This window comes from Lipingzhangella rawalii (assembly GCF_031628175.1).
Taxonomy (GTDB): domain Bacteria; phylum Actinomycetota; class Actinomycetes; order Streptosporangiales; family Streptosporangiaceae; genus Lipingzhangella_A; species Lipingzhangella_A rawalii.
In genome coordinates this window covers 164,580-190,963 of record NZ_JAVLVT010000001.1, presented here as the reverse complement: position 1 = coordinate 190,963, position 26,384 = coordinate 164,580, and the positions used below count along the sequence as shown (strand labels likewise).

Annotated in this window: 20 protein-coding genes; 6 read left to right on the top strand and 14 right to left on the bottom strand. The window is 67.6% G+C overall.

The features are described from left to right. Window positions 1-206: 206 nt before the first annotated feature. The gene (locus RIF23_RS00855; protein WP_310910347.1) at window positions 207-1,382 is read left to right on the top strand and encodes a VLRF1 family aeRF1-type release factor; all 1,176 of its coding nucleotides are present in this window, start codon (window positions 207-209) and stop codon (window positions 1,380-1,382) included. Between the two features lie 667 nt (window positions 1,383-2,049). Here RIF23_RS00855 and acnA read toward each other — a convergent pair. The 4 genes from acnA to RIF23_RS00835 all read right to left on the bottom strand — a co-directional run bounded on the left by acnA (window position 2,050) and on the right by RIF23_RS00835 (window position 8,512). After that, window positions 2,050-4,782, bottom strand: coding sequence for an aconitate hydratase AcnA (gene acnA, locus RIF23_RS00850; protein ID WP_310910346.1), 2,733 nt, complete (start codon window positions 4,780-4,782; stop codon window positions 2,050-2,052). A 350-nt stretch (window positions 4,783-5,132) separates the two neighbouring features. After that, window positions 5,133-6,065, bottom strand: coding sequence for an LLM class F420-dependent oxidoreductase (locus tag RIF23_RS00845; RefSeq protein WP_310910345.1), 933 nt, complete (start codon window positions 6,063-6,065; stop codon window positions 5,133-5,135). Window positions 6,066-6,288: 223 nt separating this feature from the next. Continuing rightward, window positions 6,289-7,575, bottom strand: a complete 1,287-nt coding sequence (locus tag RIF23_RS00840) for a class I SAM-dependent RNA methyltransferase (RefSeq protein ID WP_310910344.1) — start codon at window positions 7,573-7,575, stop codon at window positions 6,289-6,291. Window positions 7,576-7,648: 73 nt separating this feature from the next. Beyond that, window positions 7,649-8,512, bottom strand: coding sequence for a DUF3159 domain-containing protein (locus RIF23_RS00835; RefSeq protein WP_310910343.1), 864 nt, complete (start codon window positions 8,510-8,512; stop codon window positions 7,649-7,651). A gap of 142 nt (window positions 8,513-8,654) precedes the next feature. Here RIF23_RS00835 and RIF23_RS00830 point away from each other — a divergent pair, with 142 nt between their 5' ends. Then, window positions 8,655-9,788 (top strand): serpin family protein, encoded by a 1,134-nt coding sequence (locus RIF23_RS00830; protein ID WP_310910342.1) that lies wholly within the window; start codon window positions 8,655-8,657, stop codon window positions 9,786-9,788. Window positions 9,789-9,824: 36 nt separating this feature from the next. Here RIF23_RS00830 and RIF23_RS00825 read toward each other — a convergent pair whose 3' ends face one another. Genes RIF23_RS00825 through dut form a run of 3 tightly spaced genes read right to left on the bottom strand, consistent with a single transcriptional unit; the run spans window position 9,825 to window position 11,932 of the window. Further along, entirely contained in the window at window positions 9,825-10,562 is a 738-nt protein-coding gene (locus RIF23_RS00825) for a PIG-L deacetylase family protein (protein WP_310910341.1), read from the bottom strand. Further along, window positions 10,559-11,452 (bottom strand): DUF3710 domain-containing protein, encoded by an 894-nt coding sequence (locus RIF23_RS00820; RefSeq protein ID WP_310910340.1) that lies wholly within the window; start codon window positions 11,450-11,452, stop codon window positions 10,559-10,561. Before RIF23_RS00820 ends, RIF23_RS00825 begins: the two co-directional genes overlap by 4 nt. 3 nt (window positions 11,453-11,455) lie before the next feature. Next, on the bottom strand, window positions 11,456-11,932 hold the full coding sequence (gene dut / locus RIF23_RS00815; RefSeq protein ID WP_310910339.1) for a dUTP diphosphatase: 477 nt from the start codon (window positions 11,930-11,932) through the stop codon (window positions 11,456-11,458). 202 nt (window positions 11,933-12,134) lie between these two features. Here dut and RIF23_RS00810 point away from each other — a divergent pair, with 202 nt between their 5' ends. Continuing rightward, window positions 12,135-13,730, top strand: coding sequence for a serine/threonine-protein kinase (locus RIF23_RS00810; protein WP_310910338.1), 1,596 nt, complete (start codon window positions 12,135-12,137; stop codon window positions 13,728-13,730). A 116-nt stretch (window positions 13,731-13,846) separates the two neighbouring features. Here the strand turns inward: RIF23_RS00810 and valS are convergent, their stop codons facing one another. After that, window positions 13,847-16,429 (bottom strand): valine--tRNA ligase, encoded by a 2,583-nt coding sequence (valS, locus tag RIF23_RS00805; protein ID WP_310910337.1) that lies wholly within the window; start codon window positions 16,427-16,429, stop codon window positions 13,847-13,849. Between the two features lie 193 nt (window positions 16,430-16,622). Here valS and RIF23_RS00800 point away from each other — a divergent pair, with 193 nt between their 5' ends. Continuing rightward, window positions 16,623-16,904 (top strand): DUF4235 domain-containing protein, encoded by a 282-nt coding sequence (locus tag RIF23_RS00800; RefSeq protein WP_407659344.1) that lies wholly within the window; start codon window positions 16,623-16,625, stop codon window positions 16,902-16,904. A 275-nt stretch (window positions 16,905-17,179) separates the two neighbouring features. Here the strand turns inward: RIF23_RS00800 and RIF23_RS00795 are convergent, their stop codons facing one another. The 5 genes from RIF23_RS00795 to RIF23_RS00775 form a co-directional block, all read right to left on the bottom strand. Next, a complete protein-coding gene (locus tag RIF23_RS00795) occupies window positions 17,180-17,479 on the bottom strand; it encodes a DUF4193 domain-containing protein (RefSeq protein ID WP_310910335.1) in 300 nt (99 codons plus the stop codon). Window positions 17,480-17,920: 441 nt separating this feature from the next. Then, complete coding sequence (locus RIF23_RS00790; RefSeq protein WP_407659380.1) at window positions 17,921-19,285, bottom strand: sensor histidine kinase; 1,365 nt, start codon at window positions 19,283-19,285, stop codon at window positions 17,921-17,923. Between the two features lie 179 nt (window positions 19,286-19,464). Next, the gene (locus RIF23_RS00785; protein ID WP_310910334.1) at window positions 19,465-20,118 is read right to left on the bottom strand and encodes a response regulator transcription factor; all 654 of its coding nucleotides are present in this window, start codon (window positions 20,116-20,118) and stop codon (window positions 19,465-19,467) included. A 192-nt stretch (window positions 20,119-20,310) separates the two neighbouring features. Beyond that, window positions 20,311-21,195, bottom strand: coding sequence for an inositol monophosphatase family protein (locus tag RIF23_RS00780; protein ID WP_310910333.1), 885 nt, complete (start codon window positions 21,193-21,195; stop codon window positions 20,311-20,313). Continuing rightward, a complete protein-coding gene (locus RIF23_RS00775) occupies window positions 21,192-22,253 on the bottom strand; it encodes a ferrochelatase (RefSeq protein ID WP_310910332.1) in 1,062 nt (353 codons plus the stop codon). The genes RIF23_RS00780 and RIF23_RS00775 overlap by 4 nt, the downstream gene beginning before the upstream one ends. Before the next feature lie 139 nt (window positions 22,254-22,392). Between RIF23_RS00775 and RIF23_RS00770 the strand changes: the two genes are divergently transcribed. Further along, window positions 22,393-23,694 carry a D-arabinono-1,4-lactone oxidase gene (locus RIF23_RS00770; RefSeq protein ID WP_310910331.1) on the top strand — a complete coding sequence of 434 codons (1,302 nt, stop codon included), beginning with the start codon at window positions 22,393-22,395 and terminating at the stop codon, window positions 23,692-23,694. A gap of 64 nt (window positions 23,695-23,758) precedes the next feature. On the opposite strand, the gene RIF23_RS00765 is transcribed toward RIF23_RS00770, so the two are convergent. Next, window positions 23,759-24,682: an ICP22 family protein gene (locus RIF23_RS00765; protein WP_310910330.1), complete on the bottom strand. Its 924-nt coding sequence runs from the start codon at window positions 24,680-24,682 to the stop codon at window positions 23,759-23,761. Window positions 24,683-25,160: 478 nt separating this feature from the next. On the opposite strand from RIF23_RS00765, the gene sepH reads away from it, so the two are divergent. Then, complete coding sequence (sepH, locus tag RIF23_RS00760) at window positions 25,161-26,375, top strand: septation protein SepH (RefSeq protein ID WP_310910329.1); 1,215 nt, start codon at window positions 25,161-25,163, stop codon at window positions 26,373-26,375. The last annotated feature ends 9 nt before the right edge of the window (window positions 26,376-26,384 follow it).

Below are 26,384 nucleotides of genomic sequence, written 5' to 3'. Positions count from 1 at the left end.
GTCACCACACGCCGGAGGTGGTCCTGGGACGTCGATGCGTGCTTCCCTGTGTCCGGCTACCGACGAGCATCCACGGCCGTGCCGGTCGGAGACGACGGACTCCGTGCCTGTCATTGATTGCGTCCGGGCTGTGCTGTACAGACTGGAGGGGAAACGCTCCGCGACCGTGCGGAAGCGAGGCGTCGACGAGGGGGCGGAGGAACAGCGTGATCCTGGACCACACAACGCTGCGTGACCTGGCCAGAATGACCGACGAGATGGGTGTGCTCTCGGTATACGCGACAGCCGACCCACGCGACCGATCCTCGGCCCCGGCGTGGCGGCTCCAGGTCAACCGTGCGATCGCCGAATTGCGCAGCGAGGTGAACGACATCGAGGATCGCAGGCGCCGCTTCGCCCAGCTCGAGCGTCTTGAGGCGATTGAACCCGAACTGGAGTCGATGCTGGCGAACGGCGAGCCGGGAATGGGACGAGCCCTCTTCGCGCCGGTGAGTGGGAGCGAGATCCATCGACTGTCCGTACAGGCAGATCTCGGAGCTCGCGCTGTGCTGGGGCAACAGCCCTACCTGACGCCTCTTGCCGAAGCGCTCACCCTCGGCGCCCCTGCCGGGGTTGTTGCGTTGTCCCACAGTACGGTGCGCATCCTCGATGTCCGATTCGGCATGGGTGAGGAGGTACGCACCATCCCCGTCGAGGTCGAGAGCGAGGACTGGCGCGCCATGCGTGGCCCGGCCGGCGGGCATCCCGGCGAATTCGCCCGCGCCTCAACCCAGGGTGACCTGTTCGACCGTCGTCTGGAGGAACACGTCCACCGGTATCTGGCCTCCATCCGGCCGCAGGTGAGCGCGATCGCCGATGAGTACGGCTGGGACACCATCGTGGTAACGGGCGACGCTCAGCTGGTCGAGACGATTCGTGGCACCTTGTCCACCACCAAACGCACGGTCGTGCTGTTGGATCGTGTTGTGGAGAGCAAGTCTCCGGCCGAGATCGCAGCACTCGCACGACCCGAGATCGAGACGGCGCGTCTGGAACGGTATCGGGAACTACTGCGGCGGGCCCGCGAGGCCGCCCTGAGCGGGGGGCCGGGCTCGGTGGGACTCAGCGACACGCTCGGGGCATGGCGGGAGGGACGCGTGGAGCACCTCTTCCTCCACGGAGCGCGTCGCCTGTCCGGCCACTGCACCCGGGACGGGCGCTGCTTTCCCAGTGACGAGCGGCCGCCGGGAGAACCGCAGGAGTCCCTCATCCCAGAGCCGGACCTGGCAGAGCGGCTGATCCGGGAGGGTCTGACCAGCGGGGTACGGGTTACCGTACTACCCTCCCGGGTGCCGGACCTACTGGCCGACGATGGGGACATGGCAGCAATCCTCCGCTGGTAACAGGGATCGCCTCACCAGGCATGTCCGGCACCGTCGCACACGAGGGAACGGCACGTTCCCATGCAGATCCACGGACCTCGGTGGAGACGTCCGGGAGTCGTCGCGGGTGCGACGCGGACTGGCACTGTCCACCGCGACGGTCAGCGATGACCACCTGCCAGACATCGGCCGTACCTGGGCGATCGTGGCGTCTGTGCTGACGGATCCGCACGCGCCGTGGTGGCCGCCGACGGCGTTCTCGGCATCCCGGTGCCCGGACCGTGGCTGCACACCCCCGGGCACTCGGGGCTACCCATAACGCTCCGGTCGGCCAATTCAGGCACCTACAGGAAGAGAGAAGGGAACGGTGAACGGATCGCACAGCTGTGGCATCGGGGCGCATCGGGACTGCGCTCCGCTAATCCGCTCGCTACCTGGACGGCGCGTCGCCACGCCCCGAGAACCGGGCCCGTGTGAGGATGGCGGTCACCGCACCGGAGTAGGGCGGAACACAGCGCAAGTGTGGCCGGCAGAGTTTCCGAGACACCGCATCGTCCAATCGATGCCACCACCGCGGCCTGCGCTGAGGCCTGGTCGGCCGGACGGCCGCGGACACACCGGTGCCCGTTGCGGAAGAAATGGGTTCGGGGGCCGTGCCGGTGGCGCGGCCCCCGAATCTTCGCTGCGGCTAGCTGTGCAGCAGCTGGCGCAACACGTAGGGCAGGATGCCGCCGTTGCGGTAGTAATCTGCCTCTCCCGGAGTATCGATACGAACCACGGCATCGAAGGACACTCCGGTGTCGGTGCTCACCCGCACCGTGTCCGGAATCCGCTCATTGAGCTCGGTGACACCGGTGATGGAGAAGGTCTCCTCCCCGGTGAGCCCCAGCGAGTCCGCGGACTCTCCCTCGGGGAACTGCAAGGGGAGGACGCCCATCCCGATGAGGTTGGACCGGTGGATGCGCTCGTAGGACTCGGTGATAACCGCACGCACTCCCAGCAGCCGGGTTCCCTTGGCTGCCCAGTCCCGGGAGGACCCGGATCCGTACTCCTTACCGCCCAGCACCACCAGCGGCGTGTTCTGCGCGCTGTAGTTCTGCGCCGCATCGTAGATCGTGGTGATGGGCGCATCCTTGGGGTCGTCGGCCTGGGTGAAGTCGCGGGTCACACCACCTTCGGTTCCGGGCGCGAGAAGGTTGCGCAGCCGGATGTTCGCGAAGGTGCCCCGGATCATCACCTCGTGGTTGCCACGGCGGGAGCCGTAGGAGTTGAAGTCCTTGCGCTCCACCCCATGGGCCTTGAGGTACTCTCCGGCCGGGCTATCCGGCTTGATGGCGCCAGCAGGCGAAATGTGGTCCGTTGTGACCGAGTCACCGAGCTTGGCCAGCACCCGGGCACCGGTGATGTCCGTGACCGGCTCCGGAGAAACCCCCATCCCGTCGAAGTACGGGGGCTTGCGCACGTAGGTGGAGTCCTGGTCCCACTCGAATGTGTTGCCGGTCGGAGTCGGCAGGGAACGCCAGCGCTCGTCCCCGGCGAAGACGTCGGCATAGGCCTCGGTGTACATGTCCGAGGCGATGGAGCTGTCGATCACCTCCTGGATCTCCTCCGGGGCGGGCCAGATGTCGGCCAGGTAGACCGGCTGTCCATCCGCACCCGTTCCCAGGGGTTCGGAGGTGATGTCGGTGTCCATCGATCCGGCCAGAGCGTAGGCCACAACCAGCGGCGGAGAGGCCAGGTAGTTCATCTTCACGTCCGGGTTGATCCGGCCCTCGAAGTTACGGTTCCCGCTGAGTACCGACACCACGGCCAGATCATTGTCCTGGACCGCCTGGGAGATCTCCGGCGGCAGCGGGCCGGAGTTCCCGATGCAGGTCGTGCAACCGTAACCAACCAGGTTGAACCCGAGCTTGTCCAGGTACGGGGTGAGGCCCGAGCGTTCGAAGTAGTCGGTTACCACCTTGGACCCGGGCGCCAGGGAGGTCTTGACCCACGGCTTACGGGACAGCCCCTTCTCCACGGCGTTCTTGGCCAGCAGGGCCGCACCGATCATCACCGAGGGGTTGGAGGTGTTGGTGCAGGAAGTGATGGCGGCGATAACGACCGAGCCATGGTCGATCTGGGTCTGGGTTCCATCGGCCAGGGTCACCGGAACCGGCCGGTGCGGGCGCTGGCCGTTGGGGTGCTGCGCCGGGGCGTCCGAGGCGGGGAAGGACTCGTCGCTGGTCTCGTCCACCTCGTCCGTGACATAGCCGCGCACGTCGTGCCGCCAGGTCTCCTTGGCCTCGGTCAGGGCAACCCGGTCCTGGGGGCGCTTGGGACCTGCGATGGAGGGAACGACCTGTCCCAGGTCGAGCTCCAGGTATTCCGAGTAGACGGGCTCGTGGGCCGGGTCGTGCCACAGGCCCTGCTCCTTGGCGTAGGCCTCCACGAGCTCGGTCTGGTCGCTGCTGCGCCCGGTGAGCTGCATGTAGCGGATGGTCTCGGCATCGATGGGGAACATGGCGGCGGTCGAGCCGAACTCCGGGCTCATGTTGCCGATGGTTGCCCGGTTGGCCAGCGGCACCGAGGCCACACCATCCCCGTAGAACTCAACGAACTTGCCGACCACACCGTGCTCGCGCAGCATCTCGGTGATGGTCAGCACCAGGTCGGTGGCCGTGGTTCCGGGCGTCAGCTGTCCGGTGAGCTTGAAGCCCACAACCCGGGGAATCAGCATGGAGATGGGCTGACCCAGCATGGCGGCCTCGGCCTCGATACCGCCGACACCCCAACCGAGAATCCCCAGGCCGTTCTGCATGGTCGTGTGGGAGTCGGTACCGACACAGGTGTCCGGGTAGGCAACCCCGTTGCGGACCATGGTTACCCGTGCCAGATTCTCGATATTGGCCTGGTGCACGATGCCGGTACCAGGCGGTACCACTCGGAACTCGTCCAGGGCGGTCTGGCCCCACCGCAGGAACTTGTACCGCTCGTGGTTGCGTTCGTACTCGATCTCGACGTTGCGCTCGAAGGCGTCGGGACGACCGAACAGGTCCACAACGACGGAGTGGTCGATGACGAGCTCGGCGGGGGCCAACGGGTTGACCTTCGCCGGATCACCGCCCAGGTCCCGCACCGCTTCCCGCATGGTCGCGAGATCCACCACACACGGAACACCGGTGAAATCCTGCATGATCACACGCGCGGGGGTGAACTGGATCTCCTGATCGGGGCGCGCCCCGGGGTCCCAGTCGCCGAGGGCACGGATGTGTTCGGCTGTGACGTTCGCCCCATCCTCGGTGCGGAGCAGGTTCTCCAGCAGGATCTTCAGACTGTAGGGCAGGCGCGCAGAGCCCGGAACCGCGTCCAAGCGGTAGATATCGTAGGACTCCCCACCAACATGGAGCGTGTCACGGCTGCCGAAGCTGTTCGCGGACACGATGGATGCCTCCTGATCTTGCGAATGTCTCTGTGCACCCTGCCGTTACGGCGGCGCGGTGACTCCAGGAAGACTGGCCCGATCCGGGAGGACCGGTCAGCCGTCGGGGCGACGCCCGCACGCCGAGCGCAGCGGTCGCCACGACCCCGGCACCCCACACGGTGGGGCCTGCCTCATCATGACAGCACCACAGCTGTCTGCCAGGGATGCCGGGTGTGGCTCGGCCTGTCGACGCCTCCCCAAAGTCTCTCGATATCAAGCTATCGCAGCTGTATCTCGACATCAAGTTACAGCCCGTTCGCGGACCCGAGAGCCGGAAGGACAGCGCGAATACGGACCCGCCCCGATCCTCAGGTGAGCTTGGGAGCCACGGCCGAGGCGATCAGTTCCAGATGGTCAAGGTCCTCCAGATCCAGAATCTGGAGATAGAGCCGTTCGCAGCCCACCTGCCCGAACTGGGCCATCTTGTCGACGACCTCCTCCGGACTTCCGGCGAGTCCGTTGGCTTTCAGTTCATCCACATCGCGTCCAATCGCTGCGGCCCGCCGGGACACCTCGGCATCGTTACGGCCACAGCACACCACCTGGGCCGCGGAGAACGTCATGGGAGCTGTCCGGTCCACCGCCCGCATCGCTGCTCTAGTCCGGTCGAACGCCGCCTCGGTCTGCGTGGGTGAGCTGAACGGCACATTGAACTCGTCGGCGAAGGTTGCCGCGAGTCGTGGTGTGCGCTTTGCCCCGGTTCCCCCGATCAGCACCGGTGGAGCAGGAGACTGGGCCGGTTTCGGTAGGGCCGGCGAGTCCGTGAGCCGGTAGTGGCGCCCGGCATACTGGAAACTCTCCCCCTCCGGGGTAGCCCACAGTCCGGTGACGATCGCCAGCTGCTCCTCGTAACGTTCGAACCGCTCCTGTGGCGTATCCGGGAAGGGGATTCCGTATGCGGTGTGCTCCTGGGCGTACCAGCCCGCTCCCAGGCCGAACTCGACCCGCCCCCCACTCATCTGGTCCACCTGGGCGACACTGATCGCCAACGGCCCCGGATAGCGGAAGGTGGCTGCGGTCATCAATGTCCCGAGCCGGATCCGTTTGGTCTCCCGAGCCAGGCCGGCCAAGGTGATCCAGGCGTCGGTCGGTCCGGGCCGGCCGTCGGCAGACCCCATTCGAAGATAGTGGTCGGAACGAAAGAATGCGTCGAACTCGAGGGCCTCGGCTGCCCCCGCCACCCGGAGTAGGGTGTCGTAGCTGGCTCCCTGCTGGGGTTCGGTGAAAATCCTCAGGCGCATACCCACATTGTGCTACCGGACCGCGGCCTTGCGGAACGTCGGCCGTTGGCGGCGCGCCGCCGGCGGAAGCGGCGGCAGGCCCCCCTTCACGCCGGCTCGGGACCGACCTGACCGCCGCCGCTCCCAGGCACCGTCACCCCCGAAGCTCGTTCACTCTCGGGATGTCGAAGGTACCGCGATCCGCAACGCGAGGAAAGGAGGAGCCGGGTAAAGGATCGATGGCTCACAGCGCCGCATCGCCAGACGCGGAGCCACCTCGATTGAGCAGCGCCACACACTCCAGATGGTGGGTCATGGGGAACGCGTCGAAGGCCCGTAGCTCGCCCAGGCGATAGCCCACCTCGTGGAACCGTCCCAGGTCGCGCGCCAGTGTTGCCGGATCACAGGAGACGTAGGCGATACGACTGGGGCGTAGCTCCGCCAGGGCGGCGACGACCCCGTCGCCGAGCCCGGTGCGCGGCGGATCGACAACAGCCAGGTCCGCACGCAGGTCGTTCCACTCCCGAAGCTTGGCCGGGACGTCCGACTGTTCGATTCGAACCTGGGGCAGATCCTGAAGGTTGTGCCGTGCATCCCGGACCGCGGCGGGATGGGACTCCACTCCCAGCACCCGCCCCTGGGGACCCACCTCATCCCCCAGAACGCCCGCGAACAGGCCCACTCCGCAGTACAGATCAAGGACGGTCTCGCCCGGCAGTGGCGCGGTGGCTGTGCGGACCGCAACGGCGAGAGTCTCGGCCGCGGCCGGATGCACCTGCCAGAAACTGGAAGCCGATGTCCGCCACTGACGGCCGGCGGCCATCTCACGGACACCCCGGCGCCCCTGCACCTGCTGTGTACGCCCTCCCCGGAACCGCCGCAGCACCGAGGCACCCACCGGCAGACGCGGCAGACGCGGCAGCTTCGCTGCCCGCGGCGTCACCACCACGGCCCGGTCTGAGGTGCTCCCGGAGACCACCGTCTCCACTTCGGCAACACCGGGCCAGTTCAGTTGCGGAACGTTCAGCCGGCGTGCTTCCGGGTGGGCGATGCGACACTCATCGACCGGTTCGATCTCATGCGAGCGATGCCGACGCAGCCCCGCGGTGCCGTCCCCTGCCACGGCATACCGCACCCGGGTTCGCCATCCCAGGCCATCGCTGGCTCCCGGAAGTTCCTCGACCTCGACATCACGCTCGATTCCAGCGATACGCCGAAGCTGTTCGGTGAGAACCTGCCCCTTGAGGCGACGTTGGCCCTCCAGTGAGGCATGCTGCCAGTCGCAGCCGCCACACTTTCCCGGCCCCGCGAACGGACATGGTGGAGTGACCCGATCCGCCGAGGGTTCCACCACATCCACCGCGTCCGCACGCAGAAACCGCTTGGTTTCCTCGGTCACCTGCGCCTGCACCAGTTCCCCGGGCAGCGCGTGGCGCACGAAAACGACCTGGTCCTCATGCCGGGCCACACACCAGCCACCGTGGGCAACCGCATCCACACGCAGCTCTAGTCGCGTTCCGACCCGACTCATCACACACCACTTCCAGGGCACCGTAGGCATGACGTCCGTCGGCACGGTCGCCTACACAGCCGCCCCGCGCCGCCTACTCTAACCGGCCCGCGGGGCGCCCCGAGACCTCACCCAAGCCCTCTACGGAGGTCAACGGTGTGTGTCCACGTGCCAACAGCCACACCATCGCGGCCAGGGCTGCCACCTGGAGGGGCCACCCCATGGCCACCTTGGCCCCGCCCAAGGCACCCAGTGCCCAGGCGACGTCATTGGAGGCCACCAGGTAGAGCGGATACTGCACCGCGACCCGCAACACGCAGGGAACAACCAGGAGCCAGGTCAGGCGGGAGCTCAGCTGGACCACCGCGGGATTGTGACGCCACCGGTGCTGGACATCCTGGGTCACCGCACCGATGAGCAGCCCCACCGCCGGCCACCGCACCAGGATGCTGACCACGAGAACCGCGGCATACACGGCGTTGTAGATGATCCCTGGCAGAAAGGCATCCTCGGCCTGGCCGCTCCGCGCCGCGAACAGAGCGGCAATCGCAATCCCAATCAGGCTGTTGATCACGTACTGGACCTGGGACCGTTGCAGCAGCCGCACCACCACCAGCAGCAACGCGGCACCGATACCCAATCCCAGTGCCCACTCCAGAGCGGGATCGTCGAGTAGCCCGAACTCGCGGAGTCCGGGACGATCCTGGAGAACCAGGTAGGTGATGGTAAACAGGACGGTGGGAATTGCCGTCTCCACCATTCCCCGCTTACCACCCAGGGCCTTGGCCAGCTCCCGCCGAACAGCCGACTCCACGGTCTGCTCGGAGACCACCCCGCGGACGTGGTCCTCAGGCGGAGAGTCGCCCGATGTGTGATCCTGCGCCGCGTCCGGATCCGTCCGGGGATGATCCGCGCCCGGCTCGCCCTCCGGGCCCGGTGTGGACTGGGATTTGGACATCGTTCTCCTGATGGTTGCAGTCTGGTGCCGCACGGCCCGGCCATGTGGCGCACCGTCCAGCCTAGCCGGACTACACCTGCCACAGGTGAGTGTCCGCACCGGGATTGCGTACTCTTGGAGCAGGCACGACCGGGAGGTGAGCATGGCACGACCCGCACCCCCGAGTTTTCCCGGGGATCACGTGGACTTCGCCCTACGTCTCGGCGGGACACTGGAACCGCCCGCGTCCGGCAACCGCATATTCTCGCCCTACTCGTTGGCCACAGCACTGAGTCTGGTAGCGAGCGGGGCTCGCGGGACTACCCGGGAGGAACTCGACAACCTCCTGGGACCGGAGCCGGCGACGCTGCTCACCGAGCTGAACCGTGCCGCCGGGGCGGCCCCCGATGACGCGGACCGGGGCAAGGACGCACCACCGGTCCCCGATCTGGCCAGCCGTACCGCCCTGTGGACGCGTCCCGACATCGCGGTAGAGCCCCGGTTCGAGTCCACACTGCGGCAGTGCCCCGACGCAGCCGTACTCCACGCCGACTTCGCCACGGATGCCGACCGGGCCCGACAGGAGATCAACAGCGATGTGTCCAAGGTGACGCGCGGACGTATCACGGATCTCCTCGGGCCGGGATCCCTGCACGCCGACACACGTGCGGTGCTGGTGAACGCACTCTGGGCGCGGCTCCGCTGGCTCACTCCTTTCGACGCAGACGCGACCCGCCCCACGACCTTCCACGCCCCCGATGGGCGACGTAGCGTACCGATGATGCGCCACACCGGCCAGCTGCCCCACGCCGAGCTTGGTGGATGGCGCATGGTGACGCTGCGTGCGGAACACGAGCTCGCCATGGATGTGGTACTCCCGTCCACGCCCCCGGCCGAGAGACACGTTCCGTCTCTGCCGGCCCCGGCCGAGCTGCATGCCTTGTACCGCGCCAGGTCGCCCACCGAGGTTCGACTTCAGCTTCCCCGGTTCGGGCTGAGCTACGACAGCGAGCTCAGCGGCGCACTCTCCCAGTGCGGGGTACGCACCGTATTCACCAGCGACGCTGACCTGACCGGGATTTCGCGCACTCCCCTCATGATTGACGGGATCCAGCACAAAGCGGTACTGGAGGTGGACGAGTACGGGGCGGAGGGCGCCGCAGCCACCGCGGTGATGATGACCCTCGCCGCGGTCTCGACCCAGCGTCCGGTCACCTTCACCGCCGACCGCCCGTTTCACGTGCTACTACGGCGCGACGGTGCACTGCTGTTCCTCGGCACTGTCGCCGCACCGTAGCCGGGCCTGCCTCGTCGTGTCACAGGACCGGGCGGATCAGCAGGGGATGGCCTCGAACGCGGCAGCCAGGGGAACCCCGGCGGCCGCGCCGTTGCGCTCCGCGATTTCCCGTAGGAACGACTCGGCATCCATGGTCTGGTCGAGATTCGCGAAATACACCTCGTGCGCCACCAGGGAGGCGATTCCGGCCTGAAGATCGGCTTCGGACAGCTCCACGTGATGGGTGGGATGCGGCGGATTGGCGAAGGCCACATACCGCACGCCCTTCCACGGCGGCAGCCCGTCCTGCGCGAGGTCCGGAAACATCCAGCGGTTGGCGGCGTCGACCACGGCATCCAACAGCGCCGGCCCCAGTGCCCGATGGTCGGGATGGTTGAAGGAGCCACCCTCCTCGAAGCTCTCCCGAAAATTCAACGAGATAACGAGATCGGGCCGGTGCACGCGGATCGCCCGGGCCAGCTGGCGCCGCAGGGGCAAACCGTATTCGAGGGCTCCGTCCGGGAACTCCAGGAACTCCACCCCGGACGCTCCGACCGCGCTTCCGGCCGCCTCCTGCTCGCGCATGCGGATCGGGGCACACTCCTCGGGCGGGATGCTGTCGATGCCCGCCTCTCCCCTGGTCACCAACAGCTCCGTGACGTGCGCACCCGCACGGGACATGCGTGCGAGCGCAGCGGATGCCCCGTATTCGAGGTCATCCGGGTGTGCGACCACGCCCAGGACACGGCTCCAGTCATTGGGCAGGGCTTCGGTCCCTGCCGACGTGTCCGTCACTGACTGCCTCCCCGTGTCCGGGCTGCGTCCTCGTCCTCGCCCTCGTCAGCTCGTGGTGCTGCGTCCCCGTCCGAAGACGGAGCGCCGGTCGACACGGTGGACGCCGACGTGGCCCCATCCTGGTCTGTGCCGATCGCTTCCGGCTGGGCTTCCTCCCCACCGGAGGCGTCGCCGGAACTGTCCTCCTGAGCCGCCTGCTCACGCGCGCGTTTGATGCCCGCGCGGGTCTCGGGAGGCAACTTCAACGGCAGCCGCTCCCGCGGCGGCAGCGGGTTCTCCCCACGCACCACGACGATGCCCTGAAAAACCTCTTCGATTCGGGCCGCCACCCGGGGATCGAGCGCTCCCTCTCCACGCATGATGCCACGCAGCAGCCAACGGGGGCCGTCAACCCCGAAATAGCGCACGGGACGCCCCACCGGATTCCCGGAGTCGTTGGTCTTCCCCGGAACTGGAATCACCGCACGCACCTCGGGTCCGAAGGTGCCCTCGAACTCGCGGATCTGGGCCTTGGCCTTGGTCAGTTCCTCCTGGATCTCCGAACGCAACTCCTCCCACAGGCCCGTGGACTTCGGAGCCGCCAGGGGAATCACTTGCAGCATGGTCTTGCCGCTCACCAGGGTGACCCCGACCACCTGCTCCTTCTTCTTGGACATGTTGACCTGAAGCTGGATGTCGGAGACAACCGGAACCCGAAGACTCCCGAAGTCGATGCGCCGCACCTCGGGAACGTCCTCCGCAGCGTCCCAGGGGCCCTGGCCACGAAACACATCGGCTGGCTTGTTCGGCTCGGCCGGAGTCGAACGCAGTTCCTCGGGAACATCGACGATCCCAATCTCCCGAGCGTCCGTCTGCTGACTCTTCTGCTTCTTGCGTCGGCGTCCGAACACGCCTCACACCTCTCCCGCTTGTCCTGCGACCTCATAGCCACCGGTGGAACCGAAACCCGCCGTGCCACGCTCTGCTTCCGGCAGACTCGCCACCTCCTGGAACACGGGGCGTTCCACCCGCTGGATCACCAGCTGGGCGATCCGGTCCCCACGACGGAACCGCACGCTGTGGCTCCGGTCGGTGTTGAGGAGGGTCACCCTGATTTCGCCACGGTAGCCCGCGTCGATCGTGCCCGGAGCATTCACGAGGGTGACACCGTACCGGGCGGCGAGTCCGGACCTCGGATGCACGAAGGCGGCATGATTCTCGGGAAGCGCCACGGCCAGCCCCGTACCCACGACCGCGCGCTCACCAGGGCCCAGCTCGACCTCACTCGTGGTCACCAGGTCTGCGCCCGCATCGCCCGGGTGGGCGTAGCGCGGCAGCTGTGCCTGTGGGTCCAGCAACTGCACGAGTACGTGGGTCTGGTCTGCGGGCATCACAACCCGTCACCCTACCGGAGTGCACTCCCACCCGCGTGCCACCGGCGTGGCAGCCGCGTGGCAGCCGCGTGGCAGCCGCGTGGCAGCTGTGGTTGCGTAGAATCCGAACGGAACCGAACCGTGATCCTCCCTCGATCACGGGGATACCGGTCCTCCCCCCTGTTTTCCGACCCTCGTTCTTGCCGCCTGGAGTGTCGTGATGACCGATGACTCGGATACCACCACCGATCCTTCCTCGATCTTTCCACTCGCTGGGCGCTACCACCCCGAGATCCTGTTGGGTCAGGGCGGGATGGGTCGGGTGTGGCAGGGACGAGACAGCCTGCTGGAGCGGGACGTCGCGATCAAGGAGTTGATCTTCCCGCCGGGAATGGGCACCACGGAACGCGCCGAACTGCGTCAGCGGATGCAACGCGAGGCGCGTACCGCAGCACGGATCAGCCATCCCTCAATTGTTGCGATCTACGACGTCGTCGAGGCCGACGATCGCCCCTGGATCATCATGGAACTGGTACGTGCCCGCTCTCTGGCCACCATTCTCGCTGACGAGGGGCCACGTCCCGTGGCGGAGGTGGCCAGCTACGGTCGACAGCTCGCAGACGCACTGGCGGTGGCGCACGCCGCAGGCGTGGTACATCGAGACGTCAAGCCGGGAAACGTCCTGGTCACCGACGGGGGACGGGTAGTCGTCACGGACTTCGGTATCGCGGTGCACCACAGCGACTCCACGTTGACACGTACGGGGGTACTCGTGGGTTCGCCGGCGTACCTGGCCCCCGAGGTGGCCCGCGGCGGCTCCGCCACGGACGCCTCGGACATGTGGTCCTTGGGGATCACCTTGTACGCGGCGCTGTATGGCAGGTCCCCGTTCCACCGTGAGGGCGGTCCCCTGGCGACACTCACCGCCATCATCGCCGAGGAACCACCACCACCGACCGAGGCCGGGCCGCTGGGAACGGTCCTCACGGGTCTCCTGACCAAGGATCCACAGCAGCGGATGGATGGAACCTCCGCGAGCGCTGCCCTGCGTGAGATCACCAACGGTGTCGATCGGGCTACGCCCATGGGGCTGGTCCGAGCCGCCTCCCACCACCTACCGCGGATCACTCCGGTCGTGGCGCGTCGCCCGCGGACGTGGGCGGCGGCGGGAGTGACGGTCCTGGCCTTCGTGGCGCTCCTTGCGGTGGGCCTGATCAGCGTGTTGGGCACCGGGGACCACGGAACCTCCGCCACCCCCGCAGGCAACGAGGACCCACCGCACACGGGGGAGCCGAACCGTACGGAACCGGGTGGTGATGACGGAGACGACGGCGACGACGACGGCGACCAGGACGAGTCGAACAGTCCTCCGGAGGGAATGACCCTGCACGAGGACGCCACCGGATTCGCCCTGCACGTGCCGGAGGAGTGGGAGGTGGATCCCGAGGGGGACATGGTCTACTTCCGCAACCCGAACGGCGGGCATCTCCTGGTGGACCAGACGACCAATCCCGGTGACGACGCGCTGGCGGACTGGGAGGATCTCGAAAGCCAGATCGCGGGGAACTTCACCGACTACGACCGGGTCCGCATGGAGTATCTGGATCACCCCGCAATGGACCCTTACCACACCGCAGCAGACTGGGAGTTCACGCACGCCAACAACGAGTACGGGCCAATGCGCGCCATCAACCGTGGCTTCCACACCGACGAGTACGGCTACGCCCTGTTCCTGAACATGCCCCAGTCGGAGTGGGATGCCGGCGGCCGCGAACTGATGGAGGAATTCACCGAGTCGTTCGAACCGGCCGCGTAGCCCACCCCGGCCACCGCAACCGGGGACAGCGCCAGCCACACCCCCGTTCCCCGGGAGAGCCCCGGGGCACGGCGCGGCCACGACTGTGTCGCGGTGTCGCGGCCGCGCCGGCGAGGTCATCCGGTCGCGGATTCCGCCAACTCGACGTCGACGTGCAGCTCCACCTCATCACTGTCCTCGAAGAAGAGGTCCTGAACGTTACCGGCCGCAGCGAGATCAGCACTCGCCCGACGAGCGTCCTCGGCGGTCTTCCCGCACACCCGGACCCGGGCCACGTCTGCGCGCATGGACAGCTTGGCCTCCGACTTGGCCTTACGGATCCCCCGGAGCGCTTCGGCCGTAGCATGCAGGACATCAGCCCCGGCGCCCGCCGCGGCGGTGTCCAGATCGGTGCCGTCCGGCCACTCGGCACCGTGCACCGATCCTTCCTGCCACCAGGACCAGACCTCTTCGGTAACGAAGGGGAGGAACGGTGCCAGCAAGCGGTGCAGGGTGGACAGGGCGAGCAACAGGGCCGACCGCGCGGAGGCGGCCGCGACTGGGTTGGCCTCGGCGTCGTAGGCCCGCGCCTTCACCAGTTCCAGGTAGTCGTCGCACAGCTCCCAGAAAAACCGCTCGGTGCGTTCCAAAGCGCGGGTGTGGTCATAGGAGGCCAGATCCGAGGTGGCGTCCGCGACCACAGTGGACAGTGCCGCGAGCATAGCCCGATCCAGCGGCTCCGTGACGGCGGCGGGATCGGCGCCGCTGTGGGGACCGGCAACGGACAGCGCGAACTTGCTGGCGTTGAGCAACTTGATCGCCAGACGCCGCCCCACCTTCATCTGTCCCTCGTCCAGGGCGGTGTCGGTCCCCAGGCGTCCACTGGCAGCCCAGTAGCGAATCGCGTCCGAACTGTACCGCTCCAGCATGTCCATCGGAGTGACCACATTGCCCTTGGACTTGGACATCTTCTTGCGGTCCGGGTCCAGGATCCATCCGGAAATCGCGGTGTTGTGCCAGGGCAGGCCCCCATGTTCGAAGTGACTGCGCACCACGGTGGAGAACAGCCAGGTGCGGATGATGTCCTGCCCCTGCGGCCGCAGATCCATCGGGAACACCCGGTGGAACAGGTCGTTGTCGCGCTCCCAGCGCCCCGCGATCTGTGGCGAGAGGGAGGAGGTCGCCCAGGTGTCCATCACGTCGGGATCTCCGATGAACCCACCCGCGGCACCTCGCTGCTCCTCGGTGTAGCCCGGTGGAACGTCGGAACTGGGATCGATTGGAAGAGCGGACTCGTCGGGCAGGATGGGCGCGGCGTAGTCCGGGTTCCCGGAGGAGTCCAGGGGATACCAGACCGGGAACGGGATCCCGAAGAACCTCTGCCGGCTGATCAGCCAGTCACCGTTGAGTCCACCAACCCAGTTCTCGTAGCGGGTACGCATGTGATCCGGGTACCAGTTCAGCTCCCGGCCCCGCGCGATGAGCTCGTCGCGCACCTGCGCGTCACGCCCGCCGTTACGTATGTACCACTGCCGGGTGGTCACAACCTCGAGCGGCTTGTCCCCCTTCTCGTAGAACTTCACCGGCCGTGTTGTTGGCTGCGGCTCCCCGACCAGCTCCCCGGAGGCCCGAAGCATCTCGACGATGCGCTCGCGCGCGGTGTGCACCGTGGCGCCCACCAGTTGCGCGTAGGCGTCCCGCCCCTCGGGACGGACAATCGCCTCGGGGGTCTGGGCAAGAATCCGGCCGTCCCAGCCAACGACCGGGCGCGCCGGCAGGTTCAGTTCCCGCCACCAGGTGACGTCGGTGAGATCACCGAACGTACAGATCATCGCCGCGCCCGTTCCCTTGTCCGGCTCGGCGAGCTCGTGTGCCCGAACCGGCACCTCAACCCCGAACAGGGGGCTTCGCACGGACTGACCCACCAACTCGCGGTAGCGCTCGTCGTCGGGATGAACAACCAGGGCCACACAGGCCGGGATCAGTTCGGGGCGGGTGGTCTCCACCTCCACGGTGCGGCCGTCGGGCCGCTGGAACGCGATCCGATGGTAGGCCCCGGTACGTTCGCGGTCCTCCAGCTCCGCCTGGGCCACCGCCGTGCGGAACGTGACGTCCCACAGCGTGGGAGCCTCGGCCAGGTAGGCCTCCCCGCGGGCGAAGTTACGCAGAAACGCCCGCTGCGAGGCGGTTCGCGAATCATCGTCGATGGTGGCGTAGGTGTACCGCCAGTCGACGCTCAACCCCAGCCGGCGCCACAGGTGCTCGAACACCTGCTCGTCAGCAACCGTAAGACGTTCACACAACTCGATGAAGTTCCGGCGTGACACCGGAACCTGACGCTTGGGATCCGGTTTCTCCGGTGGACTGAAGTCGGGATCGTAGGCCAGGGAAGGGTCGCAGCGCACACCGTAGTAGTTCTGTACGCGCCGTTCCGTCGGCAGACCGTTGTCGTCCCACCCCATCGGGTAGAAGACCGCCTTCCCCCGCATCCGCTGGAACCGGGCGACGATGTCGGTGTGGGTGTAGGAGAACACGTGTCCGATGTGCAGCGACCCGGAGACCGTCGGGGGCGGAGTGTCGATCGCGTACACCTGCGAGCGCTGGGCAGTACGGTCGAAGTGGTAGACACCGGTCTGCTCCCATACCTGTGCCCACTTCTCCTCGACACCGTCGAGCGAGGGCTTACTGGGCACACTGAAGTCAGGAGAGCGCTGGGTCATAGGGGCCATGGTATGGGTATTGGCCGGTCGCTCGCACCGGCTCCTGGTAAGTCCCAGGCGTGAAAGGATTCGTTCTACGGACGCCCGGCACGAAATCGTGCCGGGAACCGTGTCCGCACCCACCGGCGCGGACCAGATCCCACCGGCGGGTCGACCCAAGGTGACACGCAACTGCTAGACGCGGATGGCGAAGATGACACAGACAGACGAAGGCGGGGACTTCACTTCCCGAATCGTGGCGGGCGTCGCTGCGATCGCCGCCGGCTACGCCGCGCGCAAGGTCCTGAGCTTCGCATGGACCAGCGCGACGGGCAAGGAACCGCCCACGGATCCGGAGTCCCTCGACACGGGACTTGCCGAGGCTCTGGGCTGGGCCGCACTCACGGGAGTGGGCATGGAGGTCACCCGTGTACTGGCGGTCCGGGCTGCGCATCGGCGACTCGGTGGCCATGCGCGCGGCTCTACCCGGGCCTAGACGACTGCCGCGGCGTCAGTGCCGCTAGCGCCGCCAACGCCGTCAGGGCCGGCAGTGCCAGCAGTGCCGGCAGTGCCAGCAGCGAGGCGGATCGGCGAGCCGGGGACGTGGGTCACCCACGTTCGCCCGGTGACATCGCCGGTACCGTGCGTCTCCGGCGCCCACGGCACGGACGCGCTGTGCGTCCACGGAGATCCACATGGCAACCTCGCCGTGGACGCACAACGCGGTACGGACGTCGGCGTCGCCGCTGCCGCATCCGGTGTCGGGGCGGCTCAGGCAGCACATTCCCGGCAGACGAGCTGCCCGCTACGCTCCTCGGCGAGCTGGCTACGGTGATGGACCAGAAAGCACCGCGAACAGGTGAACTCGTCAGCCTGCCGCGGTAGAACCCGGACGGACAGCTCCTCATTGGACAGATCCGCACCGGGAAGCTCCATCCCCTCAGCGACCTCTTCCGGGTCGACGTCGATGGTGCTGGTGCCCTTGTCGGTGCGACGCGCCTGCAACTCTTGCAGACTGTCCTCGCTCATCTCTTCGTCCGCCTTGCGCGGGCTGTCGTAGTCGGTGGCCATTTCCTTTACTCCATCCCCCTCGGTTCATCCCTCGTCGCGCGCTTGTAACGCTTGGGCAAGCCATCTTGTGCCCGATTCAGCAAGAAATTCCCCCGGCGTAAGTGGACTGTGACCACCGCGTAGGACGATGGCCGATACCGGCCGCACGCTGGGTCGTCACGGCGCTGGCGTCGGACTGGGCGTCGGCGTGGATCCGCCCGCGCACACACGCGCTTCGGTTCCGCCGCGTACACGGCGCGACGCGGTCGCGCACGCCGTACCCCTCTGCCACCCACGACTCGCCTGTGCTCCCGGTTGAACTTGTCACGACTGTCGTGACTACCGTGCGGACACGTTCACGATGACGTCACTGCCCCGCCACCGGATGCGCGCCCGGGTGAGCATACCTACCCACAGAAGCGGATTGCTCCACTGGTGATCGTGTCGTGTGACACGCGTTCGTCAGTTGGAGGCCTGGGTCGTGGGTACGGACACGATCCCGTCCGGGTCGGTTCGCCGTTCTGGATCCGTAGTGGTTGCACTCTCGGGAAACCTGGCGGTGACAACGAGACCGCCCCCCGGCCGCGGCCATGCGCGAAGTTCCCCGCCGTGCGCCCGGACCACCGAACGTACGATGGACAGGCCCAGCCCCGCGCTGTTCCGCGAGGACACGCGATCCCCAGAGCCTCGTCGGAACGGGTCGAAGAGGTCGCTGACCTCGTAGGCAGGAATGACCGGCCCGGGATTCTCCACCTGGACCGCCGCGGCACCGTCGTGAGGCCCCACCCGAACGATGACCTCGCCGTCGGTGGTGTTGTACCGGATCGCGTTTTCCACCAGGTTCGCCACCAGCCGTTCCAGGAGAACCGGGTCCCCGACCATGGGGGCGGGGTGCAGGTCGGTGCGCAGTTGCAGTCCGGCCTCACTCACCTCCTCGGACAGCTGACCCAAGACCGTGGTCGCCACTTCGTTCAGGTCGACGGGAGACCGCGCACTGAGCTCCCGGTCGCTCTTGGCGAGAAACAGCAGGCCTTCGATAAGTCGTTCGTGCCGAGTGTTCGTTTCCATCAGGGTCCGAGCGATCGCCTTGAGGTCCGCGGAGGCGTCCGGGTCGGCCAGGGCCACCTCGAGCAGGGTGCGGTTGATCGCCAACGGGGTGCGTAGCTCATGCGAGGCGTTGGCCACGAACCGGCGTTGCGCATCGAACGCGTGGTCCAGACGGGCGAGCATTCCATCGAACGTGTCCGCGAGCTCCTTGATCTCGTCGTCGGGTCCCCCCAGGGCGATGCGCTCGTGCAGGGAACGCTCGGACAGTCGGCGTGCGGTTCGGGTGATTCGGTGCAGCGGGGACAGGGCACGGCCGGCCACCACATAGCCCAGAATGACGGCCAACAGTCCGACCACCACCAGCCCGATGATGGAGTAGCGGGTCAGATCACCCAGCACACTCTCGATCAGCTGTGCCTTGAGCTGGTCGGCAACCTGCTGGTCGGGAACGAGCTGGTCCCCCTGGACAACCAGCAACAGGTCGAACTGGTTGAGGATGCCAGCCACCACCACGTAGTTGACCAACACCAACAGCGACCCTGCCGCAAAGAACAGCATTCCGTAGATCAGGGTGAGACGTGCGCGCAGGCTGAGCTTGTCGGGAAGGTAGGACGAACCACGGGGGCGGGCGGCCCCCGAGCGGTCCTGGCTCGCGCCCTGCCGGCGCCAGCGCGGACCGCCGTTGCTATACCCGGTCGACGGGCCCGTCCGGGAATCACTCTCGCCGTGGTCGGGCGCTGCCGCCTCCTCGGCCCCGTCCGAATCCCGCTCCGTGTCGATCGTTACTCACCTCGCTACCCGCCATGCCGTGATGGGTCTCCCGGTTCCGGACGGCCTCCGCCCCGAGGGCGCGCGGGGCAGAAGGCGCCTGCCGCTCGTGGTCGCGACGACCCTCGCCCGCGGGGCTACCTGTCCGGGGTCCCGCCGGCTCCGCAGGCCCGACACCACAGGAAACCGGCCTAGATACGGTAGCCGGCACCGGGGACGGTGTGGAGTACCTGCGGCTCCCCCAACTTCTTGCGCAGTGTCATGACGGTAACCCGGACCACGTTCGTGAACGGATCCGCGTTCTCGTCCCAGGCCTTCTCCAACAGTCCCTCGGCACTCACCACGCCGCCCTCGGCGCGCAGCAGCACCTCCAACACCGCGAACTCCTTGGGGGTGAGACTGATGTCGCGACCGTCCCGCTGCACCGTGTGGTTCGCGGGATCCAGGGTGATTCCGTTACGGCTCAGCACCGGGGGAAGCGGAGGCGTGGCCCGACGACCCAGCGCACGCACCCGCGCGGTGAGCTCGGCAAACGCAAAGGGCTTGGCGAGATAGTCATCGGCGCCAAGGCTGAGTCCGGCCACCTTGTCACTGAGCTCGCCGGCAGCCGTGAGCATGAGGATCCGGCCGGAGTAGCTGCGCTCCACCAGACTGCGGCAGACGTCATCACCGTGTACCTTCGGCAGGTCACGATCGAGCACGATCACGTCGTAGTCGTTGACGCTGCTGTGTTCGAGCGCGCTGTCTCCGTCGTAGACGACGTCCACCGCCATGGATTCCCGACGCAGGCCAACGGCGATCGTGTCCGCCAGGACCTGCTCGTCTTCGACAATCAGTACCCGCACGTCTCGCTCCCTTATGGCCGGGACCGCGTGGCACCGCCGGCGCATCCCCCAACACACCGGCAGTGCCACGCTACCCCGGCCGCGGGGGCCGCTGCCGGCGCATCCCCCAAGACACCGGCAGCGACGTCAACCCCGCACATCTCAAATATGACACATCACGAGTAAGAAAGAGATAAGAATACGGGCGTCGGGTCACGAGGGCGCTGTGATCCGCCCCACCGTGCCCATGCCCGGATCACACTGTCCGACGAGGATGTCCAGGGATGAGCACAGGGGCTCGGGAGCAGCGACCAGGAGATCAGTAGCGCGACCGTCTGGCTGGACACCCGTGGGCTCGCGCTCCGTAGGCTCCCGTACGTGGACCTTGGCCTCGGTGGCCACCAGCGCGGCGGCGCTCCAGTCCCAAGGACTGAGTCCGTGCTCGTAGTAGGCGTCGGCCTCCCCCGCAGCCACCGCGCAGATGTCCAGGGCACTCGAACCGGCACGGCGAATATCCCGCACCCGGGGGAGTAGCCCGCGCAGGATCTCCGCCTGCCGCTGGCGGCGCTGGGCGGCGTAGCCGAACCCGGTTGCCACCAGCGCCGTGTCGAGTTCGGGTGGAGCATCGCGCCGGAGGCGGCGCTGTCCATCCCAGGCACCGCCACCCCGGATCGCGGTGTAGGTGCGGCCCAGGGCCGGGGCCGCCACAACCCCGGCGACCACGGTGCCGCGGTCCTCGACCGCGATGCTGACCGCCCAGTCGGGCCTACCGTAGAGATAGTTGACGGTTCCGTCGATCGGGTCGACGATCCAACGCACGCCGCTGCTGCCCCGGGAGTCACCGTCCTCCTCGCCCAGAACCGCGTCTGTGGGACGCAGGCCGACGATTCGGTCACGGATGTGCCGCTCGCTGGCCTGGTCCATCTCGGTCACCACGTCCGTGGGCGACGATTTGGTGTCGAGGACGCGAACCCGGGACTGGCCGGCTGCGGCGATCTCGCCAGCTTCCAGGGCGATGCGCTGTGCCAGGTCCACCAATGCAGCCGGTGAGGAGTCCCCCGCACCGGGCCCGTTCGTGTATCCGGTCTCGATGCTCATCGTTGCATGCAGCAGTCGACGGGGCACACATCCGGGCAGGGACCGAGCCGGCTCAACGACACCCGTTCGGCTGCGGGATCGCTCCGTTCCTGAACGAGCTCACGGACCATGGACACAAACGCCGGGTGAACCCCGGGGCTGGGTGCGCGCTCGAGGTGGATCCCGAGTTTACGGGCGGTTTCGAGAGCCTCCACGTCGAGGTCGTAGATCACTTCCATATGGTCGGAAACGAACCCGTGTGGAATGACGACAACCGACCGCACCCCGGATGCCGCCAGCTCTTCCAGGCGGTCGTTGATATCGGGTTCCAGCCAGGGCTGGCTCGGCGGGCCGCTGCGACTCTGATAGACGAGCTCGTAGGGGTAGGCGGTTCCGAGTTCGCTCGCAACCTGTTCGGTGATCAGCCGCGCCGCCTCCGCGAGTTGGGCGACGTAAGCGCCACCCGGCCCGTGCTCCGTGCGTGGGTCGCCGCTGGCTTCGGCCATGGCCGTAGGAATGGAGTGAGCGGAGTACAGCAGGCGGGTCTCGGAACGCAGCCCGTCGGGCACCCGGTTCACCGCCTCGCGGGTGTGTTCCGCCAGGGCCGTGATGAAGCCGGGGTGGTCGTAGTAGGGCCGGATCAGATCCACCTCGGGCGCCTGCGGACCGATCGCCTTCCGGGCCCGCTCGATATCCTCAAGGTACTGGCGGTGGCTGGAGTAGCTACTGTGTGCCGAGGTGGCCAGGGCGACCACCCGCCGTATGCCCTGTTCGTGCATGCGGGCGAGGGTGTGCTCGACGAAGGGATCCCAGTTCCGGTTGCCCCAGTAGACGGGAAGCTCCACGCCATTGCGGGCGAAGTCGGTCTCGATCGCGGCGATGAGGTCGCGACACTGTTGGTTGATCGGGCTGATCCCGTCGAACATGAAGTAGTGCTCGCCGACCTCGGCCAGACGCTCGCGCGGGATGTTGCGTCCCCGGGTGACGTTCTCCAGGAACGGGATCACGTCCTCGGTTCCCTCGGGCCCGCCGAAGGACAGCAATAGGAAGGCATCGTATGGCTGTGCTGTGCGCTGCATAACTCCATGTAACCAGCTGTTCGCCCGGCTCGTGCACCGGCCCAGGCTCGGCCACGGTAGTCTCCGGGTACTGCCGGCCCGGAAAGGAGGCGCGTGGCGTGGCCACCACCACCGGCCCAGACGTCACGCCCGTGAAGCGATGCGTACGTTAACGTGGCAGAACTGGGCGGGCACCCAGCAGGCACGCCCCCAAACGGTCCGTACCCCCACCAGCGCCGCCGAGGTGGCCGTCGCCGTGTCGCAGGCGGCCGGACGCGGTGAGCGGGTGCGTATGGTCGGCTCCGGGCACTCGTTCACCGCAGCCGCAGTCACCGACGGCATGCTGCTGGCCCCGACAGCTCTGGGGCGGGTCAGTTCCGTAGACAGCGACGCCGGACGGGTGACCGTCCAGGCGGGTCTCCCCCTGTGCGACCTGAACGAGGTTCTGGAACACCACGGGCTCTCGCTCGGCAATCTGGGTGATATCGCCGCACAGACGGCTGCGGGTGCGACCCAGACCGGCACGCACGGTACGGGTCGAACCCTGGCCGGGCTCGCCCAGCAGATCCTCGCCCTGGAGCTCGTCCTGGCCGACGGCTCCATTGTGAGCTGTTCCCCCGAACACAACCCTGACCTGTTCGCCGCGGCCCGGCTTGGACTCGGAGCCTTCGGTATCCTCACCTCGGTCACCTTCGCGGTGGTCCCATCCTTTCTGCTCCAGGCCAGGGAACAGCCGATGCCGCTACATCAGGCACTGGAGCAGCTGGACGTGCTCCGTGCCACCAATGACCATGTCGAGTTCTACTGGTTCCCGTACACGGACCGGGTCCAGACCAAGCAGAACAACCGGGTGGAGGGGCCGGCACACCCCCTGCCCCGGTGGCGGCGCCGTCTGGACGACGAGTTTCTCCAGAACACCGCTTTCGAGCTGGTGAACCGGACGGCACATCGTGCTCCCCGACTGGTCCCGATGATCAACCAGGTGTCGGCCCGAGCTCTGACGTCGCGTACCTACACCGATACCGCGCATCGGGTACTGACCACGGCGCGTCGAGTCCGCTTCGTCGAAACGGAGTACGCCATCCCCGTGGAAACGCTGGGCGATGTGCTTCGGGAGATCCGCGCTCTTCTCCACCGACGGGAGTACCGAATCACCTTTCCCCTGGAGATCCGGTTCGCCCCCGCCGACGACGTCTGGCTCTCCCCCGCCTACGGACGTCCAACGGCTTACGTCGCGGCCCACGTCCACGAACGCGGACGTCACGACCACTACTTCGCGGACCTGGAAGCGATCTTCGCCAACGTCGCCGGGCGCCCGCACTGGGGCAAGCTACACAGCCGCACCTACAGTGACCTCGTGGAGTTGTACCCACGCCTGGGGCACGCCCGGTCTGTGCGCGACCAGGTGGATCCCGAGCGCAGGTTCGGCAACGCCTATATCGACCGCGTCCTGGGGGACTGACGCCTCGGGTGGGGCTGCGCGGGATCGGTGGACACCCGCGGCGCCCCCGGCTGCACCGCCCGCACTACTCTTCACCCGGATCACCCGGATCCGACTGCCCGGTGTCTCGATCCCCACTGTCGGGAACATCGGACTGGCCGTCATCCGAACCGTCGTCGCCTCCAGCGCCACCGGGCTCGGTGTCCGTGGGGGCGTCCCGGTCTCCCTCGGAGTCGGAACCGGCTCCGGGTTCCTGGCCGCCCTGGCCCTGTTCCGGTTCCGAATTCGGTTCCGTGTGCTGCCGCGGTGCGGGATCGGCATCCTCACCGGTGTCGCCCTCGCTGGAGTCGGGCTCGTCCTCCTCGGCCGTGGACCCACCCCCCAGCAGCGTGGGGGCGGACCCTCCGTCGCTACCACGAACCGTGTCACTGAGCGACTTGCCCGAAAACAGCTCGAACGCCGTGACCAGAGCCATGACGACGAGGAAAACCGCCACAGCCGACAGCGCGGCCCCGCGCCAGCGTCGCCATCCCCCCGCTGCTCGCGGCTTCGGAGATCCCGGCACCGATACGTCCGTGCCGGACGAGGCGTGCGTCTGCGACGGCGCCGTGTGCGACAGGGCTGTGGTCGTATCGCCGTCACTGCCAACCCCACTGCCAACCCCACCGCCAGCCCCACCGCCTGGCTGACCGTCGGGCGCGTTCGACCCTGCCGGGCGACGCCGTTGGGTCTCGGCCAGTTCCTTGGCCTTGTCCCCGCTGCGCCGCAGGTAGTACTGGAACACCGCGGTACCAGAGGTGCTGAGCACACTCATGACGGCGGCGCCGATGATCGTCCCGTAGAGCCCGGCGTAGGAGGCGGCTGTCGCTGCCGCCAACGTTGCCGCACCACCCCCGACGACCTGCGATGGGCTCAGGTCGATACGCGGAGAGGCACTGCTGGTGTCCACAGCAGCAGCGTCGGTCGTGTCGACGGATGGCGTGTCTTCGGTGCGGTTGGGCTCGCGCACGATCCCCCCTTTCCTGTGACGCGAAGGGGCGCCACGATGTCGCCCAGTACCCGCTGATCCTGGTCGCCGCCCTGGGGGATCCGAGAACGGACGGCATGCGGGCACCTCCACACGGAGACACCCAAACCTACGCGATCCTCGCCGGTCGTTCCCAGCCCACCCACCATCGGATAGATCACGACACCCGGTTGTACTCCGCATTGTCGCCTGCGACGTCGACCGTAGGGATCCCGCCCGCGCCCGAGCGGCGAACCCTGTACCCGGGCGTCGGACATGTCAAGATGGCACCATAGGTACGCGGGAGTGGGTGGTAATGGACATGGACACTGCTCCGGGGCCACCGACTGAGCCGGAACCCGACGACGGCAACGTGGACATGCCGAGGACGGTACTGGCCGAACGGAGTGAACGCCGACAAGACTGAGGACATGGGGGATGGCCCGGGACATACCCTCGACGGGACGCGAAAGGGAACTCGATGCAGGAGCTTCGCCTCGTCGCCGTCAGCGAGGACGGCACTCACCTGGTGTTGGCGAGCGCTGACCGAGGTAGCCGCTTCGCCCTGCCCGTCGATGACCGTCTCCGCGCTGCTGTGCGGGGCCAGTTCTCCCGGCTTGGCCCGTACGAAATCGAAGTGGAGAATCCGTTGCGCCCGAAGGAAATCCAGGCCCGGATCCGCTCGGGAGAGACCGCGGAGTCCATCTCCGAGGTGTCCGGGATCGCGATCGAGCGTGTGCGCTGGTTCGAGGGACCCGTGCTCCAGGAACGCGAGTACATGGCACAGCAGGCGCAACGGGCTACGGTCCGGAGCTCGGCCGAGGCCACTCCCGGCCCTCCGTTGGCAGATCTGGTGACCGCACGGATCGGGCCGGGCCACGTGGACGCTGGCGATGCCGTGTGGGACTCGTGGAAACTCGCCGACGCTACCTGGCGTGTCCAACTGTCCTTCAGTATCGATGGCCAGGAACGCAACGCCCACTGGACCTACGACCCCCGCCGCCGCAGCGTCACCCCGGATGACGAGGAGGCCCAGCGGTTCATCACCGGTGCGGACACCGCGTCGGGATCGGGCCCTCGAACACCGGACCCACGAGCGAACGTCACTCCGCTTCCCGCCCGGCGCGGTGCCACTCCCTCCGGGAAGGAGGCGCCCCGGCAGCCGGCGGAGCCGACCGCGGGACCCTCCGGGACCGACGGCCACCCTCCCGAGGTGGCCCACACCGCCGCTCCGGAGCCGCAGGAGCACCGCCCGGCACCGACCGCGAGCGCCGAGCCGCCACGGCCCACCGAGTCACCCGCACCCGCGGAATCCGAGGACCGGCCAGTGCCGGGCTCGGTGCCATCGAGTCGGCCGAGCCCGCCGTTCCCCGCCGATTCGCCGTCGATCCTCACGCCACCGACCCCCCCGGCTCCCGGACGCACCACCGCAGCAGAGGACCCCCCAGCCGCGGAACCTCCCGCGACACAGCCCCCCGCGACGGAGACGGGGCCCACGCGCCGACGTCCGGCAGCCGCAAGCGCCGGGATCGGAACGAACCCGCCCAGCCGGGAGGAGGAAACGGGCTCGTCGGACGGCGAAACGGCGACAAGTCCGGCAAAGCCGGCGCACCGTGCCAAGTCCAGGGGACGTGGGCGCCGCGCTTCCGTCCCCTCCTGGGACGAGATCATGTTCGGTTCGAAGAAGCAGGACTAGGGGCCGGCT

Bases quoted from the DNA above. Each gene is read 5' to 3' on its own strand.
- RIF23_RS00845 (WP_310910345.1), bottom strand. From the start codon at position 6,065: ATGCGCCTGAGGATTTTCACCGAACCCCAGCAGGGAGCCAGCTACGAC.
- RIF23_RS00840 (WP_310910344.1), bottom strand. From the start codon at position 7,575: ATGAGTCGGGTCGGAACGCGACTAGAGCTGCGTGTGGATGCGGTTGCC.
- RIF23_RS00835 (WP_310910343.1), bottom strand. From the start codon at position 8,512: ATGTCCAAATCCCAGTCCACACCGGGCCCGGAGGGCGAGCCGGGCGCG.
- RIF23_RS00830 (WP_310910342.1), top strand. From the start codon at position 8,655: ATGGCACGACCCGCACCCCCGAGTTTTCCCGGGGATCACGTGGACTTC.
- dut (WP_310910339.1), bottom strand. From the start codon at position 11,932: ATGCCCGCAGACCAGACCCACGTACTCGTGCAGTTGCTGGACCCACAG.
- RIF23_RS00810 (WP_310910338.1), top strand. From the start codon at position 12,135: ATGACCGATGACTCGGATACCACCACCGATCCTTCCTCGATCTTTCCA.
- valS (WP_310910337.1), bottom strand. From the start codon at position 16,429: ATGACCCAGCGCTCTCCTGACTTCAGTGTGCCCAGTAAGCCCTCGCTC.
- RIF23_RS00800 (WP_407659344.1), top strand. From the start codon at position 16,623: ATGACACAGACAGACGAAGGCGGGGACTTCACTTCCCGAATCGTGGCG.
- RIF23_RS00795 (WP_310910335.1), bottom strand. From the start codon at position 17,479: ATGGCCACCGACTACGACAGCCCGCGCAAGGCGGACGAAGAGATGAGC.
- RIF23_RS00780 (WP_310910333.1), bottom strand. From the start codon at position 21,195: ATGAGCATCGAGACCGGATACACGAACGGGCCCGGTGCGGGGGACTCC.
- RIF23_RS00775 (WP_310910332.1), bottom strand. From the start codon at position 22,253: ATGCAGCGCACAGCACAGCCATACGATGCCTTCCTATTGCTGTCCTTC.
- RIF23_RS00770 (WP_310910331.1), top strand. From the start codon at position 22,393: ATGCGTACGTTAACGTGGCAGAACTGGGCGGGCACCCAGCAGGCACGC.
- sepH (WP_310910329.1), top strand. From the start codon at position 25,161: ATGCAGGAGCTTCGCCTCGTCGCCGTCAGCGAGGACGGCACTCACCTG.